The following is a 17102-nucleotide window of genomic DNA, read 5'->3' as shown; positions in this document are numbered from 1 at the left end:
CTATTTGGAATAAATGCAATCTGTATTTACTTCTTTTGGGTCAATCCATTATTCTCAATTAATCTTTTTGAACTTATATATTTTATCATCAAAACCACAGATGTAAAGCTCTTGGTCTTGGTCGACTCCAAAGGATGAAATAGCAAAGTCCATATCGAAAAGTTCTTTATTGACTGGGCTAGCAGGAGAAGAAGCATCTAAGCTCCAAATTCTTCCTGATACAAAATCCGCATAAACATATAAACCTTCTAATTCCTTAAAATTTGAACCCCGGTAAACAAAGCCCCCAGTCACAGAAATGTCTCCATTTGACCTGTCATACTCCCAAATTGGCATTTCCAAGCCTGTTTTATCACAATCGGATGGTTTAAAACAGTGGAATCCTTCCATTCTGTTCCACCCATAGTTTCCTCCATTTTTGATGATATCTATTTCTTCAAATTTATTTTGTCCAACATCACCCACCCAAAGCTGTCCGTTGGCGGTGTCAAAACTAAATCTCCAAGGATTCCGAAGACCATAAGCGTAAATTTCCTCTCTAAATCCATTTGAGTTATTAACAAATGGATTGTCCGAAGGAATAGAATAGCTTTTTGAGCCGTTTGACTTATTTACGTCTATTCGAAGGATCGTTCCAAGCAGCGTATTTTTGTTTTGACCATTCTCTTTCGGATCACCACCACTTCCTCCATCACCTACAGCGATATAAAGGAAGCCATCTGGACCAAAGGAAATTTGTCCTCCATTGTGATTGGAGTAGGGTTGTTCGAATTCCAAAAGTACCAGTTCACTTGCAGGATCTGCCTGATTCGGGTTGGAAGCAGAAACGGAAAATCTTGAAATAATTGTTCTATTTGGATTGGATGCTGTGTAATTCACATAAAAATAGCCGTTGCTCACAAATTCAGGGTGGAAAGCAAGCCCCAATAAGCCTTCCTCATTTCCGGAATCATCAACTTGACTTTCTAAAGAAAGGAATTCGGTTTTTTCTGAGGCATTAGCATCATTTTCAAAAACAGAAATTACTCCTCTCTGCTCTACAACAAACAGTCTTTTGGTATTATCTCCTGCATGCTGGAAATCCACTGGTCGGGTAAAAGACAAAGCTGGGAAAGCTTCTACCACTGCAAGATTGCCTTCTGGGGTAGGTGAGGTGGATGAATTGTTCTGTGCACAGGAAAACTGGGTCAAAAGAACCGATAAAATACAAGTGTTGATTAACTTATTCATGATAGTGGATGGTTAAAACTGGATTTTAAAACACTCTTTTTTAAAGTGAGATAATTAATCCCTATTGGGTTAATTTTTCTTTTCTGGGGTAAACATGCTGAGATCCCATTCATTGTACCAATGGATTTCCATTTCTCCTTCTTCAGTAATCGTGATTGGAAGGAATACATATTCGGATTCAGGCTTGCCACGCCCATTCCATCGATCTCCCATATAGAGGTATGCATCTTTGTAGCCTGGGATTTTAAAAATAAAGCAGGGCTGGGAATTGAATGAATTGTTTCCTGCATCTCCAACAAAAGGATTACCATGTTTGGTATATGGACCCATAATGTTTTCTGCAGTGTAATAAGTCGCAGGGTTAGGGGTCCAACCTGAGCATCCACTTGTTAACAAGTAGAATTTTCCATTTTTCTTTAGTATTCCTGGGCCTTCACAATGCGCCTCAATATCAACATCCTTGGAGGTAGTAGCCAAGTAATTTTCAGATAATTCGACCATTCTAATGGTTTTGTTGATATGATCTGCGGCATATCCTATGTAGGCTTTTTTGGTATCTGGCTCGAAATACATACCGATATCCCTTGACTCATGACCATTAGGGCGGTAATGCTCTTGAATTTCAAATGGTCCAGTAGGGGTGTCACTTACAGCAACACCCAGCTCCGCAGCCAAATATTTAGAATTATCAAAATGGAACCACATGACAAATTTTTTATTCACTTCATCATAGATAACTTTTGGCCTTTCGAACACTTCAATTTCTCCCTTCTCTAAAACTACGCCCTCATTTTTCCAATTGTAAAGGTCTTTTGAAGAATAACAAGAAGCACCTCGGGGAGTCCCTCTATGCTCGCCATACCAATAATAAGTTTGTGTTGATTCCACATAAATAATGTTTCCTCCATGGCTATCAATATGCTCTCCATCATCAGCTAACCATTGGCCTCCTGGCTTAAAAGAAGTGTAGTTGGTGGGTTGCTGAGAGAATGACTGGGCACAAATAGATATGAATATCAAAAAAGTAAAAACAAAGGCATGTGGTTCAACAGGTAAGATAGACTTTAAATCAAATGTCATGTATTGATGTATTTGGAGAGATAGAAATAATCTGATAAAGAGTGGTTTTGAATGAATTTAGAGGAATTTGTTGGCTGATCCAAAAACCGATGTACAACTGCTGGTAAATTGGGGAGATTGATTTTTTCTGAACCTAAAGAAGATTAAACTTTTGACAATGAATTATTTATACTGGTGTTTCGAGAACTTTCTATTGTGAATAACAGTGAATCCTTAAAATGGATATAAAAAAAGCCTACAGGATTCTGTAGGCTATTGTCAGGCTGGAAGATTAAAACAAATTAATTTCCAGGCTTTATATCTAATTCAACCGAGGGAATATACCAAACGTCTTTATCGAGATCGATACCTCCACCCATTCCTTCTTGAACTACTCGATCTACAATATAAACGCCAGTCTGGGCCATATTAGTAAAATCGTCCATTCCATCATTCGGGAAATTCACCCGGGTTCTATGAATATTGAATTTATCTGAAAATTTGCGTCCGAATGTATTTTCGACTCCTTCTTTACCATACATAAATCCCAAAAGCCCGCCCCAAGTTGCTGTGGGGTTATCGGAATCCCAACCCGTTAAAACACCAATTTTTATGGTCTCTTTTAAGTCTCCTTCTCCGTATAAAAGGCTGACAATACTTGAGGCAAAATTAATGCCTCCCACAAAACAACCGTTACAGTAAATGTTTTGGGAGGTGATAGTATATCCATCTTCCTGGTTCACTTGGTAGCGAGTATAGACCTCATCGCGAGCTTGCTCCCAAGGTACCTTTGCATCGTATTTACTTTTTACGAAATCATACATTTTTGCTGCATAAGAGTCTTCAGGAAGTCTTTTCCTCGCCTCATTTGCCATCCATTGCGTCTGTTCTTTCTTTGAAAGATCTTGATCAACAGAAGAGGCTAATGAATACATGATTACATAGAATTCAGAAATCCATTTGGCATTTTCTCTAGCTGTGGTCAAAATAGGCATCTCTGCCATTTTCAAAGCCACATCTGGGCGGGTAGGAGCAAAAAAACCAAAAATCTCGGTAGTCAACTGGGCATCTATCATTTCGTAATAATTATGATAAATACTGTCTTTTGAAATTTCAGGATCACTTGTGGCAGGAGGTACAACTCCAGTAAGCATTAAATCTAAAGCCCTTTGATTGGCCACCCAAAGGTAGTTTTCCTCCTCATGTCTCATGTGCTCAAGCCAACCTTCCCGAATTTGCTCACCAGTTAGGAAAGAAGTTTTGTTTTTATAAAGCAAATACTGGTACATATATTCAACGTCCGTATCATCATCAGCACCCCAAACTTCGCCTTCGCCTCTAAATACAAAGTCTATCGTTTCTGATAAATCACTTGGATTGTCACCTGACCAAATGTTGGGTAGGTCTGGAGTTCCCCAATCTTCTCTGGTGTAGAAATCGCCGGTTTTGATCTCCCCAATATTTCCAACCTTATCCATCTCTGTAACTAATCCAGTCCAATTTGCAATACATTCGGCAAGCCAAAATCCATATAATTTATTGGCGTATTCTGACCGGGAAATTACAAGATCTGTAGGTTTGTGTGAATAAGCTTTATAGGAAAATGTGGGGTCTTTTATGACATCTTCATTCTCATTTAGTTGGGATTTTTCAGAGTCTTTGCAAGAAGATAAAACCAAACAAATAGCCAATAGGATAGAAGTTATGATTGGGTTTTTCATGTCCGTTGTTTTTGATGTTTTTGTAGAAAAAATTCTATTTCGGATTGTGTAGGTATGGATGATTGAGCACCTTCTCGCGTAACTGAAATGGATGCTGCAGCCGAGGCAAAAGAAATGGCGTCCTGCAATGATTTGCCATTCGTTATGGAAGCGGCCAATGTACCATTAAATACATCTCCAGCTGCAGTTGTGTCTTTTGCTGTTACTTTAAAAGCAGGAAAGTGTTCCACAGTTTCAGGATTGGATAAAAGACTTCCGTTTTCACCCAAGGTAATAATTACGTTTTTAACACCCATTTTTAATAGATGTTCAGCAGCTTGCTGTGCTGATATTTGATCAATCACATCTATTCCAGTCAGAAGACTTGCTTCGGTTTCATTCGGCGTTAGCAACCAAACTTTCTCTAATAAGCTTTCACTTAATTTTTGAGCTGGAGCGGGGTTCAATATAAGTTTTGTACCGCTCTGAAAAACTAGATCGGCTATATATTCAACTGTCTCTATTGGGGATTCCAATTGCAAAAGAATTACATGAGCTTCCTTTATTAATTCAATATAGGCTTCAAGATCTTCAGGAATTAACTTCATGTTAGCGCCAGGTGCCACAGCAATGGAGTTTTCTCCTTTTTCCGAGACAAAAATTTGAGCAATCCCAGTAGCTTCTTCTTCATCTGTTAAAATGTGGTCAGAATTAAAACCTTCCTTCAGGAAGTGCTTTTTCATATTCTCTCCAAAAATATCATTACCCACTTTGGCTATGAATGAAACATGACCTCCACAACGTTTTGAGGCCACAGCTTGGTTGGCTCCTTTTCCTCCAAAAACCATGTTTGATTTCCCTCCCAAAACTGTCTCTCCAATAGCAGGTATCCTTGGCAAGGAGATAACCAAATCCATATTCGAACTCCCTATGACTACTAATTTCATATCAGGCTACAATTGAATAAATTATTAGACTCAGGCCAATTTTCAAAACAGCCTTTGAACCAATAGCGGAGTTAAAAATAATTAATTAACTGATCCTATGACTTTTTTGGAAGGTTAAACAAAAAATACTTTTTAAATGAGGAAGTAGGCTAAAAAAACAAAATCCTGATAACAATAAAGCTATCAGGATTAATATGTTAAAGTCGGGGTGGCAGGATTCGAACCTACGACCTCCTCGTCCCAAACGAGGCGCGATACCGGGCTACGCTACACCCCGAGCAGTATAGAAATTGGTGATTCCTTTTCCTAAACCGGATGCAAATGTAGTAAAATATTCTTTTTTACAAATTCTAATCTGAAAGTATTTCTATAAAAAAGTTTTAAATCAGTTTTTACTAAGCCTAAATATTTTAGTTCCACATTTTGTCTCCTTTAAACTAATTTATTTTAAGTAATTTTGAATAAACCACCAAGTTCAAAAATTTAACAAAAATGCGTAAAACCTTACTCTTTTTACTTTTAAGCACCTCTTTTTGTTTTGCCCAAAAGGAAGAGCTAAAACCTCTTAGAACTAGCATTGAAACGGACACTCGGGCTATTCGACAAGATGTGCCTATGACTAATTCCATACGCAAGGCATTTGCTGAGGGAACCAGAGATTTTACTGGTAAACCTGGACCTAATTATTGGCAGATGGAGACAGACTTTACTATTAATGCGAGCCTTGATCCATCTACTCAAACGATCACTGGATCGGAAAAAATCATGGTACATAACAATAGCAAAGATGATTTGGAAGCGATTGTTCTCAGGTTGGACCATAATATTTTTCGTGCTGATGTACCACGAGGGTCCTCTGTGCCAGCAGAGCAAACAGAAGGAATGATTGTCACCAGAATTACCGTAGGAGGGGAAGAAGTAGACTTAAAGGCTGCTCCTCGTAGGAGGAATGATCCTCCGGCTTTAAGGGCTTATGGACTTACCCAAACAGTAGCGACAATTTCATTGGTGGACCCAATCAAAGCAGGGACAAGTGTTGAATTAGAGATCGATTGGCATACCAAATTACCAGGAGGAGATGGTGGTAGAGGTCATAGAATGACTCAGAGATTTGACAGCACTTTATTTCAGCCAACTCAGTGGTTTCCTAGATTAGCAAAATATGATGATCTGAGAGGCTGGGAAACAAGTGTGTACTTAGGGCCAGCCGAATTCTTCAATAATTTCGGGAAATTTGATGTTTCCATTACTATGCCTGAGGGTTGGATTGTAACAGGGACAGGTGTCCTTCAAAACCCAGAAGAGCTGTTGACTGATAAAGCTTTGGATCAGTATTCTAAAGTTCTTGAATCAGATGAGGAACTAACGATTGTAGGTGAAAATGACCCTAAAACGCAAAGTGGAGGCGAGAAGACCTGGCATTTTGTAGCTGATAAAGTAAATGATTTTGCCTGGGCTACATCCAATAAATTTATCTGGAAAGGAACGAGAGCCAATATCCCCGGCAAAGGCTATGTGCCTATTTACATGGTGTTCATTCCTGAGAGAGCAAGGTATTTTGAACAAGCAGCAGAGAAAACCAGACATGCAATGGAATTTTACTCTGAGTTATGGGCTCCTTACCCTTTTCCTCAGTTAACACTTCAGGATGGTCCAAGTGCAGGGATGGAATATCCTATGGTTATCAATTCAAACCAAGGAGCTGCAGATCATGAAACTGCACATCAATGGTGGCCTATGATGTTGGGTACCAATGAAACGCGATACGGTTGGATGGATGAAGGTTTTAATCAATACATGAATATCCTATCGGGTGCTGATTCCAGAAATGAAGCTTATGACTTGGATGGTTTAGGCCAGCGGTATGGAAGAATCAGCGGAAGTGAAGATGAAGCTCCGATGATGTGGAGTGCCAATAATGGTGGAGAAGGTTATGGTTTTCAAACCTATGGAAAAACACCATTGATGCTTTCTATGCTAGGAGGTATAGTAGGAGATGAGGCGGTGATAGAAGGGATTCGAAAGTACACAGATGTTTGGAAGTATAAGCACCCTTCACCTTGGGATTTTATGTTTTTTATGAATCATGAGTTGGATCAAAATCTAGAATGGTTTTGGTACTACTGGCTATTTACCACTGAGGCAGTCGATGGATCAATTGAAAATGTTGAAACTGTAGATGGAAAAACAACCGTGACAGTTAGACAAGATGGTCAAATGCCTGCCCCCGTTGTTTTGAGAGTTGAGTTTGAGGATGAAGGCACTGACATCAAAAGCTTACCTAATTCTAAAATTATTGATGAGAATACAGTTGAAGTTACCTGGCCTGTTACCGTGTGGTTTGATGGAAATAAAACCTTTGAAGCTCAAATGGATTTTGGAGGAAGAAAAATCAAAAATATTACACTTGATCCTCATGGCCGCTTCCCTGATTATGAAGTGAAAGATAATGTTTGGCCAAGGAAGTAAATTCAGCTATTTGATAGTAAGCCTCAGTAAGTGATTTCTGAGGCTTTTTTTGTTTTAAAAACAGACTTCATTGAATCTTGATGGGGAAAAGATTTTTGTATTCACAGTTTTTTAATGTTCTAGAAAATTATGTGGAACCATTAATCCACATCTAGAGAGTAGTAAATCAAAAGTGGTATGATGAAGAATGAAATTTTTGTATTATCAAGGGTGATATTGTGATATTACTTTAAACCTAAAACCTATGAAAAATAACCTATTAACGCTTGTACTGGCGATGTTTCTTTCCACAGCCTTTGCTCAAGGCTGGAAGCCAGAAGTAAAAGAGAATATTCCTTTAGATTCAATTCGACTAAGTGATCCCAGTATTTTGGCCGATAAGGATTCCAAGACCTATTATATGACAGGAACAGGCGGCCTTCTATGGAAAAGTAAAGATCTCAAATTGTGGACAGGTCCCTTTAAGGTGGCAGAAACTGATCCTAATTCATGGATGGGGCCAAACCCTATGATATGGGCCGCAGAATTACATCAATACAAGGACAAGTATTACTATTTCGGAACCTTCACCAACAGGGATGTTTACATTGATACCGTTGCAGGAAATGCTATCAATCGAAGAGCAAGCCATGTTTTGGTAAGCGATAAACCAGAAGGACCCTATGTTCCCATGAAAGACCCCATTTATTTACCTGCTGATATGCCAACACTAGACGGAACTTTTTGGGTAGACAAGGATGAAAAACCTTACATGATTTTTTGCCATGAGTGGTTACAAAATGGAAATGGTACCATGGAGAAAATTGAATTGAAATCAGATTTATCCGGGACAATTGGAGAAAGCGAGTTGTTATTTCTTGCCAGTGACTCACCCTGGAGCAGAGAAAAAGATGATGAGGGTAATGTTAAACCCAATAAGGTGACGGATGGCCCATATTTATTCGAAACTCAAACCGGTAAACTGGGTATGATTTGGACCAGTTGGATCTATAGTGACTATGTTCAAGGAGTGGCTTATTCTGAAGATGGCACGCTCAATGGTCCATGGATTCAGGAAGATGAGCCTATTACTCCAATGAATTTTGGGCATGGAATGCTTTTCGAAACTTTTGACGGAACAACGGTGATGGCAATCCATAGCCATAAAAGTGTCAATGGGCGCTACATCCGTATTCCCAATTTATTTGAAGTTGACTTGAGTGGAGATAAGCTAGTAGTAGTTGGGAAATATCAACCTTGAGGTTTTTTGATTAATTTTTGGTAGAAACTAGTTGATTACGCTATCCTTCAAAAATAGTCTTATGGCTTATTTAGTCATTAGATTTAATATTGCTCAAGCTTTATTTTGAAGGATGTTCAGAAGGTAGAAAAAACTGTTTTTGGGCGATCTGATAAGTCTCTTTAAGTCACCGGAGTGGGGTGTAATGAATATGATGAAATGGAATGGTAGTTGGAAAATTTGAGAATGGATTTTTATTGAATTTGAAATAAAGTCATAACCTTTTAGATTTATCAAAGAAATATTTCCTCTGCCTTAAATCATAAGAAATGAAATACCTGTTTTTTCTAGCCTTCCTATTTGCCTCTTTTTCAATTGATGCCCAGAAAATATCAAAGGTCCAGTTGGAGGCTGATTTGACTAAACTTAGAAAGGGTATTGAGACTTATAATCCCGCACTAAGTATATATAATCCCAATTTTCAAAAACAAGCAGATAGCATTTTCTCAGAAGTTACCGGGGATTCTATTTCCCTTATCAAATCATTTCAACTGATAAGTAGGCTATGTGCAATAAGCAATGAAGGCCATTTCTCCCTTGGGAGTTGGAGTGATCCTGTGCACTCAGGCTTTGGTAAAAATGAATATTCCTACCTTCCTCTTTCTGTGAAAGTAATAGACGGTAAATTGTTTGTTTGGCTCGATTATTCTGATGAGAAAGCGCTCAAAAGGGGAGAGGAGATTGTTTCTATCAATGGATTGACTGCGAGTCAGATTCTCTCTAAACTCTATGCTTATACCCCTTCAGATGGAGAAATTACAAGTTATGTAGATAGAAATATTGAGATGGGGTTTTCCTGGATGTATTATTTTTATGTAGATCAGCCTAAGGTTTTTCAATTGGAGTTGGTTGATCTTACGGGGCGCAAACGAGAGGTAAATATCAATTCTATGATTAGGGAAAAGCAATTTGAAAATCTTGCAAATTATTACCCAGAAAGGGCCCAGGAAGAACCCGGAACCACTCATTTTTATACCCTGAGCTTTGAGAATGATATTGCTTATTTAACACTTCCTTCCTTTGATTATAGAGTTCTTCAGCAAGATGATATAAAGCCGAACCAAACTTATAAAAAGATATTTGAGGAGTTGAAAGAAAAGAATGTTAGCTCATTGGTAATTGACCTTAGAGGGAATACCGGGGGAAGGAATGAGTGTGCTGATGATATAGTGCCATTTATCATGACTCAATCACTAGATGATCCCTTTTTGAAAAAAACAGTTTCATGGGAAGGCAAGGAGCGTACGTATAAATTGCCCAAGCCTTCTAAACTAGTATTTAATGGAAAAATATTCGTTCTGGTGAATGGAAGGACCTATTCGGCAGGATCAACAATAGCAAGATACCTGAAGGAATATGCGAATGCGACTATCCTAGGTGAGGAAACAGGAACGCGATATGAAGGGTTTTCAGCGGGATCAAAATCCGAGGTTGTTTTGAATAATATGGATATGACCATAGCGGTGCCTAGATATCATATTTACTTCCCAAAATCGAAGCAACAAGTCAGTTCTAATAGAGGAATTATACCTGATTATTATATTACCTATACTATGCAAGATTACATAGACCAAAATGACTTGTATATAGCCAAAGTAAAGAGCCTGATAGGTTCATAGAATTAGCATATATGTCATACTTGAGTCTAAGATCCTAATTCAAAAATTTATTCCATTGCATCATTTAAGCTAAAAGGGTATTTAGAAGTTTGTTATTTTCCTCCGATTTGGAATACTCTTGAGATATTGAATCCAAAATGGATATCTCCATCAAAAAAGTCACCTTGAGTGGACGGGATAAAACCTGAGGGCGTCATCTCACTACTATTGGTAAAATGTAATTGAAACACGTGACCACCAGTTTCAATATCGACCCCAATCCCAAGGGAATTGTAGCCAGGAAGATCATCGCCAAACCTGTAGTAATATTCTCCGGTTAAACTGACTCTTTTTGAAACAGCTACTTTTCCACCAATACCCAAGGCAAATAAGTTATTGGGTTCTGATGCTGTGGCTACCAGATTTCTGTGTACAAAACTTGGCATCAGTTGAAGAGATAAAGCCGAATTGAATTTCCTGGCAATCAACAGTTGATGAACGTATCGCAATCGCCTTTTGAAAGTCATGGGCAGTTCAGGTTTTTTTAGGGTGTTAATCGAAATATCGCTCAACCAAGTAGCTGAAACTGGAAATCCATTGACTTTTTGATGTGTTAATCTACCTTTTATAAAGCCGTCATAAACCTTGTTAAGTGAATTTCTGCCAAAACCAATGGTAATTCCATCAGTTACTGAATAATCTAATCCCAATCTGACACTAGAATCATCCAAACCAAATAAGTTGTACCCTCCAGAGTTGATTTTCCCAAATCGATGTGAAATTAATACGTCTAGGGTGCCTTTTCCTCGTGTTTCAATTGATTGTCCATTTATTATCCTAGTACCCTTAAAAGTCCCAAAAACAGGTATAGAAGCAGTATCACTTTGAGTTTTCAATTGCTCTAGCATATCCTGCGCATTTGATTCTAATGAAATGAATAGGATGAGGATAGTGGTAATGATTTTATAGGCTTTCATCATTCTTTGTTTTGAAATTCAAATCTGACAGTGACTTCCACTACTTCAGCTATTTTTTGGAACATCAGTTTGGGAATTTCAATTTGATAATCTTCCAGTTTCACGTCGAATACTGATTCCATCCTTACCTGTCCATCAATAAAAAATAATTTCCCCGGAATTTTAACCTCGCTAGAAACACCGTGTATGGTTAGTTCCCCCTCAGCAATAGCATTGTTTTCAGGTTGAGAAGGATCAAAACCGGAGATTTTACCTTTGAAATAAGCTTCAGGGTAAATATCAGACTCCATGTAGTTCTCATTGAAATGTTCTTGCATCAATGATTTTCTAAATTCAAAACCAGCTATTGGAATCAAGAAGACGACCTCACCAGTTTTTAAATTAAATAGGGCAGAAGCCTGCTCGTTTTCTGCAGTAATATCTTCTATGAGTGCACTGCTAAAAAACTTAATGTATCCACTTTCAGATTGTAAGTTTTGGGCATAGCCACCTATTGCCATCAGCCAAAAGAAGATGAATAGAATAAACCTTTTCATATCAATTGTTTTTAGCTCCACTGGAAACCCAACAAAATATTTCTTCCTTTTCCGCAGTTGTGAGAGATAAACCTGAAGACGCAGGCGGCATAAACCCAGACTCGGTGTTCGTTCTGATTTGTGTAGCTACCTGAATGATATTTTCTTTAATTGTGAAATCAACTCTTCCAGTTCCTTCCACATGGCAACCTGAGATAGCACAGTTTTGCTGAAGGGTTGGAAAGATGTCATCGACTAAAGAAACATTGCTGTCTTCGCATTTGTCTTCTACAGGCATAGGAACGGGAAGTTGATCTTCAGATTCTGAAGAGCATGATATAGAAATCATCAAAAAGGTTGAGATGGTGACTAATACTGCCCAATGGCTTTTCTGAAGTGATTTTCTAGCTTTCATAGTTGTGATTATTTAAAATTTTGACAAAAGAATTCCAGTCACTCCAAAATTGAGGAGTGTTAAAATTTTGATTTGATAGATGTAATTAGCCTTAGTTTGCTGCCTTAGGGTAAAATTTTAGACCGACAAAAATTCCGGTGCTTTTCAGTGAGACATTTCCTTCCCCAACACCTTGAAAGGGTACCTTATAATAGGGCTCAACTTGAATACTTAATTGTTTTCCAAGTTTTCTTTCATATCCTATGCTGAAATTGGCAACCCCAAAGAAGTGATTGTTTTTGTTTCTTACATTTATTTCATCATAATAAGGATAACCTGACCCATCTTCGTAAGTGAGTTCATAGTGCTCCTTCAGCATCAGGTAAGAAGAGACCCCCACACTTCCAAAAATCCGCTGCACCTTATCTTCAAATGGATAAACCCTGAGATTAATTGGAATATCTAGAATATCACAGACTCCAAGAACATAGGAAGGGGGCGTTTGACCATATGCTGTTTCGTACCCATTTGTTCCGCTATAGGGTTTATAAGAGTAGAATAAACCAGAGTTAAGACTGATCTTAGGCTTGATAAAATACTCTACTCCAATTCCGAATGCATTTCCTACTCTTTCCATTTGATCCATTTTGATTCCGCTTAGGTCAGGAGCTACTTGGGCAGAAATATTAAATACCCCTCCAAACTTTTCCTTGTTCTTTTTATTAAATGCTGTTTGAACTTCCCTCTGGCTAATGTCAAATGCTTCTAATTGTTTTTGAATTACTTGCTCATTCTTCATAAGTCCGAAGCTGGTAGTCCTGGCAAAGTTTGGTAAGCTTTGAACATTTAATGGAGTTTTAAGGCCATAATACAAGCCAGATTGGGAGGGTTCATTGCTTTTATTTTCCTTTTCATAAGCCTCATCTGGATTTGAAATGGTTACATCTGAAATTGCTAGCTTCGTTACAAAGCTCTCTTTCACCTGTTCATCTGATTGTTTTGGATTTAATTTGGTTATTTCTTCCTTACTTTTTTCTATGTACGATGTTGACTCGATATTGGACTTTCCTAAGAGCGTATTTTCGGAAGCGTCTTCAGCATTCAGCAAAAAATACCCTAATAATCCTCCTATCAGGAGAATTCCTCCCAATAGTAAACCTTTGGCATTCCAGCCCCCAGGTTTATTGGAATCATCGTCGAGACGAGCTTGCATATCATTCCAATCACCCTCAGAAAAAGGAATGTCAGCCTTTTCAACAATCTCTTTTAGAAGATCATCTAGCTCTTTATCGCTCTTGTCGAAGGGTTTCTCGCTCATAGCTTTTGGGGTTTAACATCTCTTTTAATTTTTCTCTAGCTCTTGAAAGGTTTGACTTGGAAGTGCCAATGGATATTTCTAGCATCCCTGCAATTTCTTCATGACTAAAACCATCCAGAATATATAAATTGAATACTGCTCGATAGGCTGGAGGTAACCGAAGGATTAGACTTAGCAATTCTTCATATTGCATAGTTTCTAATGCATTTGGGTAAGAATCTGTGGATTCCTGAATCGTATCGATGCTGTTTTCTAAAGCCTTTTTTTGATGCTTTTTGAAATTGTTGATGCAGAGGTTGACCAGAATTCTTCTAAACCATGGCTTGAATGCCATATTGGGGTCGTATTTTTTTGGGTTAGAAAACAAGATCATGAAGCCATCATGAAGGATTTCCTTCGCGACCTCTCTTGTGTTGGTGTATCTTAGGCAAACACTCATCCCATAACTGTAATATTTCTTATACAGTACCTCCTGGTCTTTACGGTTTTTATCTACCAGGCCTTGCCAGATTTTTGTTTCCAGTTTATCAGATATCACACTTCCATGCTTACAATAGCCCGTACAAAGGAATATACAAATTGGTTGCGTGGGAAATCTAAAAAAAGTGCCTAGATAAAGGTGTTGTTCACTTCATGTGAGCAGAAAATTAGAATTATAGTTCTTAGGAAAATTGGACAAAAAAGAAGATACTTTATTAAAGTAAATTCTTTATATGAATAGATAAGTAGCTTTTAAATAGATATTTAAATGTGTTATTTTTTTGATTTTATAATAATCAAAATAAGCTAACCTGCTTCGCAAATGCTGTGCATTTCTGATTTCTTAAAAGACCATCTATTTAGCTCTAGTCAGCCAAAAGATTCCTTTTCAATACAATTGAGTACTCGATTTTCCCAAGATTAAACTATAGAAAATAGGGTAACTCAATATTTAAATTTCCTCATCAAAATGGGTGTAATTTGATTTAATTATATAGTTGTAACTATATGAATTATAGTTTGCTAAAGGGTAGGTTTTACTCTTTTTTGGAGGCAAATAAGTCATTTATGAAATAATAGAGATCCTTAAAACTGATGCGATTGTCAATGAAGCAAAATCCATAGAGAAACGAGATGGTTTAAATGGCCTATTTTGGAATTAGGGAAGATTCAATTTTGATGAGCATATACCACTAAGAGACCTGTAGTTACAAAGTTCTTAAAAAGTGGTCTCTTTAAACCATTTAATGGGTTTCGGAGATACCAAACCCGTTAAATGTATCCATAGATTTTGTCTATCAGGCAAAAAATAAATTTTATAAATATTTATTTTTCAGGTTAATAAATTATTTTTATTAAAGCTATAGATTAATTGATATTTGCCCGAACTTTAAAAGTAGATAGATGAAATTTCTCTTTTCATTCTTCTTGAAATCTTGCAGTCTTAACCTATGAATTGCATGTTTTCGAAAAAACTTCAGAATTGCTTCAAGTCATTGCCTTATCTTTTTCCTGATATCTTGATTAGAATTCTATTTCATTCTTTAGTCAAAAAATAAAGATATGGATCAGAAAATCTCTTTAATTAAAAATGAGGTTCAGGATAACAGTTCTGATTTCGCCGAGTTAAAATTAAAGGTTGGGAATTAAAGATTTTACAGCATTCCAATCCAAGGCCATTTGTATATGAAGTTTCATCCATGAAGATTTTATTAGTAGAAGATAATCCTGAGCTTACAGAAAACATCAGCAACTACCTTGCGGATCAAGGGATGCTATGTGAAAGTGCGAATACCTTATTTGATGCTCAAGATAAAATTCTCAGTTACGGATATGATTGCATCATTTTAGATCTTATGCTACCTGATGGCAATGGTCTGACTTTGCTAGAATTGATCAAATCAAGAAAAATGGAAATCTCCATTTTGATTATTTCTGCAAAAGGCTCACTGGATGATAAATTGTCTGGGCTGGATTTAGGGGCAGATGATTACTTGGCAAAACCTTTTCACTTGGCCGAACTATTAGCTAGGCTCAAAGCTATTTACAGAAGAACTAAAATGCAGGGGTTCGATGAAGTGGTGTATAATGAAATAACCATTATAAACTCTCAGTTGCAGGTGTTAGTTAATAATCAATTGCTGGACCTTACCAAAAAAGAATATGATCTGTTACTTTTCTTTCTAACAAATAAAGACAGAGTGGTTGGTAAAAATGCCATTGCACATCACCTTTGGGGAGATTATACAGATGACCTTTCCAACTTTGATTTTGTCTACCAGCATGTCAAAAATCTCCGAAAAAAAATATCTGCTGCCGGAGGAAGAGACTACATCAGGACTGTCTATGGTTTAGGATATAAATTTGACACCGCTGCCTTATGAGACTAATTAATATTGTTAGCTTATGGTTTTTGGGGATCACTTTGGCCGCTTTGCTCATCGGTACGCTAGTGATTTATGAAAAACTTGGTTCCGAGATAGATTTTGAATTAGGTATGGAGCTGGACAGGGAAATTGAGTCTTATGCCGAAAGGATTTCTCAAGGTGCTCCAGTAGAGACATTAGTTTTTGATAAACTTCAGATTGAAGAGATACCCATGGATTGGCCCATCGAGGATCTTTGGCTCAGGGATACTTTGGCATACCATGATGCTATGAATACTAATGAAACCCAGCTTAAAGCCAGTCGATCTTTTAAGATTAATGGTGCTCATTATCGTATTTCATATTATAACCTTGTAGTAGAGGCAGATGATATCACGGAAACAATTGTGACTACCATGCTGACCGTCTTTTTGGTTCAATTGCTTTTTATCGGCTTTTTTTTATGGGCAATTTCAAGGAAAATATTTCGACCTTTTCACAATAGCCTTGAACAATTACAGGATTTTACTTTACAGAAAAATGTTCCCCTGTCCTTCAAAAAAAGCGGTGTGTTTGAGTTTAATCTGCTTAATAGTTTTCTCGAAAAAATGTCATCGAAACTGCTAAAGGACTATCGAAATATTAAGGAGTTTTCTGAAAATATTTCGCATGAAATTCAGACTCCTTCAGCCGTTGTCAGGGGGAAATTGGAATTACTGATGAATGAATCCATCAATGAGCAACAGGCTTTATTGATCCAATCTGCTTTTGACAACAATGAGAGGATCCGTAGAATAGTAAAATCTCTTTCCATCTTAGCAAAACTGGAAAATGATGAATTTGAAACCCCTGAGCCAATGGATTTCAGCAGAGGTTTAGAGAATGTTCTCAGTCGTTTGGAAGAAGTAATTCAAATGCATGCAATCCAACTCAAAAAAAATATCCAGGCAGATGTGATTTTGCAAATTCATCCCTATGTGGCAGAAATCCTGATACATAATTTAATGACGAACTCGATCAAGCATAATGTAGAGGGTGGGAAAATAGAAGTTACGCTAGATAGTAAAATCCTTCTCATTAAAAATAATGGAAAAACCCCTTCCATTGACCCAAAAGAAATGCTTGGACGCTTCAAAAAGGATGAGCAACATCAAGATTCGGTAGGATTGGGGCTGGCTATAGTTGACCAGATTTGTAAAAATTATGGGTTCAATCTCAAGTATACATTTGAAGAGCCATTTCATATCATTCAGATTGATTTTAGATAGGTA

At 37.4% G+C, this 17102-nt stretch carries 14 protein-coding genes and 1 tRNA gene; 5 read left to right on the top strand and 10 right to left on the bottom strand.

The window, feature by feature from the left end:
• Positions 1-54: 54 nt before the first annotated feature.
• The 5 genes from ALPR1_RS13765 to ALPR1_RS13745 form a co-directional block, all read right to left on the bottom strand.
• Entirely contained in the window at positions 55-1230 is a 1176-nt protein-coding gene (locus ALPR1_RS13765; RefSeq protein ID WP_008201550.1) for a PQQ-dependent sugar dehydrogenase, read from the bottom strand.
• A gap of 69 nt (positions 1231-1299) precedes the next feature.
• Positions 1300-2310: a glycoside hydrolase family 43 protein gene (locus ALPR1_RS13760; protein WP_008201549.1), complete on the bottom strand. Its 1011-nt coding sequence runs from the start codon at positions 2308-2310 to the stop codon at positions 1300-1302.
• Positions 2311-2591: 281 nt separating this feature from the next.
• Positions 2592-4010, bottom strand: coding sequence for an ADP-ribosylglycohydrolase family protein (locus tag ALPR1_RS13755; protein ID WP_008201548.1), 1419 nt, complete (start codon positions 4008-4010; stop codon positions 2592-2594).
• Positions 4007-4936 carry a ribokinase gene (gene rbsK, locus ALPR1_RS13750; RefSeq protein WP_008201547.1) on the bottom strand — a complete coding sequence of 310 codons (930 nt, stop codon included), beginning with the start codon at positions 4934-4936 and terminating at the stop codon, positions 4007-4009. Before rbsK ends, ALPR1_RS13755 begins: the two co-directional genes overlap by 4 nt.
• Positions 4937-5139: 203 nt before the next feature.
• A tRNA-Pro gene (locus ALPR1_RS13745) sits at positions 5140-5213 on the bottom strand.
• A gap of 215 nt (positions 5214-5428) precedes the next feature.
• On the opposite strand from ALPR1_RS13745, the gene ALPR1_RS13740 reads away from it, so the two are divergent.
• From ALPR1_RS13740 to ALPR1_RS13730, 3 genes are all read left to right on the top strand, one after another.
• The gene (locus tag ALPR1_RS13740) at positions 5429-7405 is read left to right on the top strand and encodes a M1 family metallopeptidase (protein ID WP_008201546.1); all 1977 of its coding nucleotides are present in this window, start codon (positions 5429-5431) and stop codon (positions 7403-7405) included.
• Between the two features lie 244 nt (positions 7406-7649).
• Positions 7650-8645, top strand: coding sequence for a glycoside hydrolase family 43 protein (locus tag ALPR1_RS13735; RefSeq protein WP_008201545.1), 996 nt, complete (start codon positions 7650-7652; stop codon positions 8643-8645).
• A 308-nt stretch (positions 8646-8953) separates the two neighbouring features.
• On the top strand, positions 8954-10303 hold the full coding sequence (locus tag ALPR1_RS13730; RefSeq protein ID WP_008201544.1) for a S41 family peptidase: 1350 nt from the start codon (positions 8954-8956) through the stop codon (positions 10301-10303).
• A gap of 92 nt (positions 10304-10395) precedes the next feature.
• Here the strand turns inward: ALPR1_RS13730 and ALPR1_RS13725 are convergent, their stop codons facing one another.
• The 5 genes from ALPR1_RS13725 to ALPR1_RS13705 all read right to left on the bottom strand — a co-directional run bounded on the left by ALPR1_RS13725 (position 10396) and on the right by ALPR1_RS13705 (position 14024).
• Positions 10396-11262, bottom strand: a complete 867-nt coding sequence (locus tag ALPR1_RS13725) for a DUF5777 family beta-barrel protein (protein ID WP_008201543.1) — start codon at positions 11260-11262, stop codon at positions 10396-10398.
• Positions 11259-11795 (bottom strand): YceI family protein, encoded by a 537-nt coding sequence (locus tag ALPR1_RS13720; protein ID WP_008201541.1) that lies wholly within the window; start codon positions 11793-11795, stop codon positions 11259-11261. Before ALPR1_RS13720 ends, ALPR1_RS13725 begins: the two co-directional genes overlap by 4 nt.
• Before the next feature lies 1 nt (position 11796).
• Entirely contained in the window at positions 11797-12189 is a 393-nt protein-coding gene (locus tag ALPR1_RS13715) for a hypothetical protein (RefSeq protein WP_008201539.1), read from the bottom strand.
• A gap of 91 nt (positions 12190-12280) precedes the next feature.
• Entirely contained in the window at positions 12281-13486 is a 1206-nt protein-coding gene (locus ALPR1_RS13710; RefSeq protein ID WP_008201537.1) for a porin family protein, read from the bottom strand.
• Positions 13455-14024, bottom strand: a complete 570-nt coding sequence (locus ALPR1_RS13705) for an RNA polymerase sigma factor (protein WP_008201536.1) — start codon at positions 14022-14024, stop codon at positions 13455-13457. The genes ALPR1_RS13710 and ALPR1_RS13705 overlap by 32 nt, the downstream gene beginning before the upstream one ends.
• Positions 14025-15165: 1141 nt before the next feature.
• Between ALPR1_RS13705 and ALPR1_RS13700 the strand changes: the two genes are divergently transcribed.
• Both ALPR1_RS13700 and ALPR1_RS13695 read left to right on the top strand, forming a co-directional pair.
• A complete protein-coding gene (locus ALPR1_RS13700) occupies positions 15166-15849 on the top strand; it encodes a response regulator transcription factor (protein WP_008201535.1) in 684 nt (227 codons plus the stop codon).
• Complete coding sequence (locus ALPR1_RS13695) at positions 15846-17099, top strand: sensor histidine kinase (RefSeq protein WP_008201534.1); 1254 nt, start codon at positions 15846-15848, stop codon at positions 17097-17099. The genes ALPR1_RS13700 and ALPR1_RS13695 overlap by 4 nt, the downstream gene beginning before the upstream one ends.
• The last annotated feature ends 3 nt before the right edge of the window (positions 17100-17102 follow it).

This window comes from Algoriphagus machipongonensis, from assembly GCF_000166275.1.
GTDB lineage: Bacteria > Bacteroidota > Bacteroidia > Cytophagales > Cyclobacteriaceae > Algoriphagus > Algoriphagus machipongonensis.
Note: the sequence above shows the minus strand (reverse complement) of the source record. Positions and strands in the feature narration are given on the sequence as shown.

What these genes read in the sequence shown, in the direction of transcription:
- ALPR1_RS13765 (WP_008201550.1), bottom strand. Translation starts at nt 1,230, where the DNA reads ATGAATAAGTTAATCAACACTTGTATTTTATCGGTTCTTTTGACCCAG.
- ALPR1_RS13760 (WP_008201549.1), bottom strand. Translation starts at nt 2,310, where the DNA reads ATGACATTTGATTTAAAGTCTATCTTACCTGTTGAACCACATGCCTTT.
- ALPR1_RS13755 (WP_008201548.1), bottom strand. Translation starts at nt 4,010, where the DNA reads ATGAAAAACCCAATCATAACTTCTATCCTATTGGCTATTTGTTTGGTT.
- rbsK (WP_008201547.1), bottom strand. Translation starts at nt 4,936, where the DNA reads ATGAAATTAGTAGTCATAGGGAGTTCGAATATGGATTTGGTTATCTCC.
- ALPR1_RS13740 (WP_008201546.1), top strand. Translation starts at nt 5,429, where the DNA reads ATGCGTAAAACCTTACTCTTTTTACTTTTAAGCACCTCTTTTTGTTTT.
- ALPR1_RS13735 (WP_008201545.1), top strand. Translation starts at nt 7,650, where the DNA reads ATGAAAAATAACCTATTAACGCTTGTACTGGCGATGTTTCTTTCCACA.
- ALPR1_RS13730 (WP_008201544.1), top strand. Translation starts at nt 8,954, where the DNA reads ATGAAATACCTGTTTTTTCTAGCCTTCCTATTTGCCTCTTTTTCAATT.
- ALPR1_RS13725 (WP_008201543.1), bottom strand. Translation starts at nt 11,262, where the DNA reads ATGATGAAAGCCTATAAAATCATTACCACTATCCTCATCCTATTCATT.
- ALPR1_RS13720 (WP_008201541.1), bottom strand. Translation starts at nt 11,795, where the DNA reads ATGAAAAGGTTTATTCTATTCATCTTCTTTTGGCTGATGGCAATAGGT.
- ALPR1_RS13715 (WP_008201539.1), bottom strand. Translation starts at nt 12,189, where the DNA reads ATGAAAGCTAGAAAATCACTTCAGAAAAGCCATTGGGCAGTATTAGTC.
- ALPR1_RS13710 (WP_008201537.1), bottom strand. Translation starts at nt 13,486, where the DNA reads ATGAGCGAGAAACCCTTCGACAAGAGCGATAAAGAGCTAGATGATCTT.
- ALPR1_RS13700 (WP_008201535.1), top strand. Translation starts at nt 15,166, where the DNA reads ATGAAGATTTTATTAGTAGAAGATAATCCTGAGCTTACAGAAAACATC.
- ALPR1_RS13695 (WP_008201534.1), top strand. Translation starts at nt 15,846, where the DNA reads ATGAGACTAATTAATATTGTTAGCTTATGGTTTTTGGGGATCACTTTG.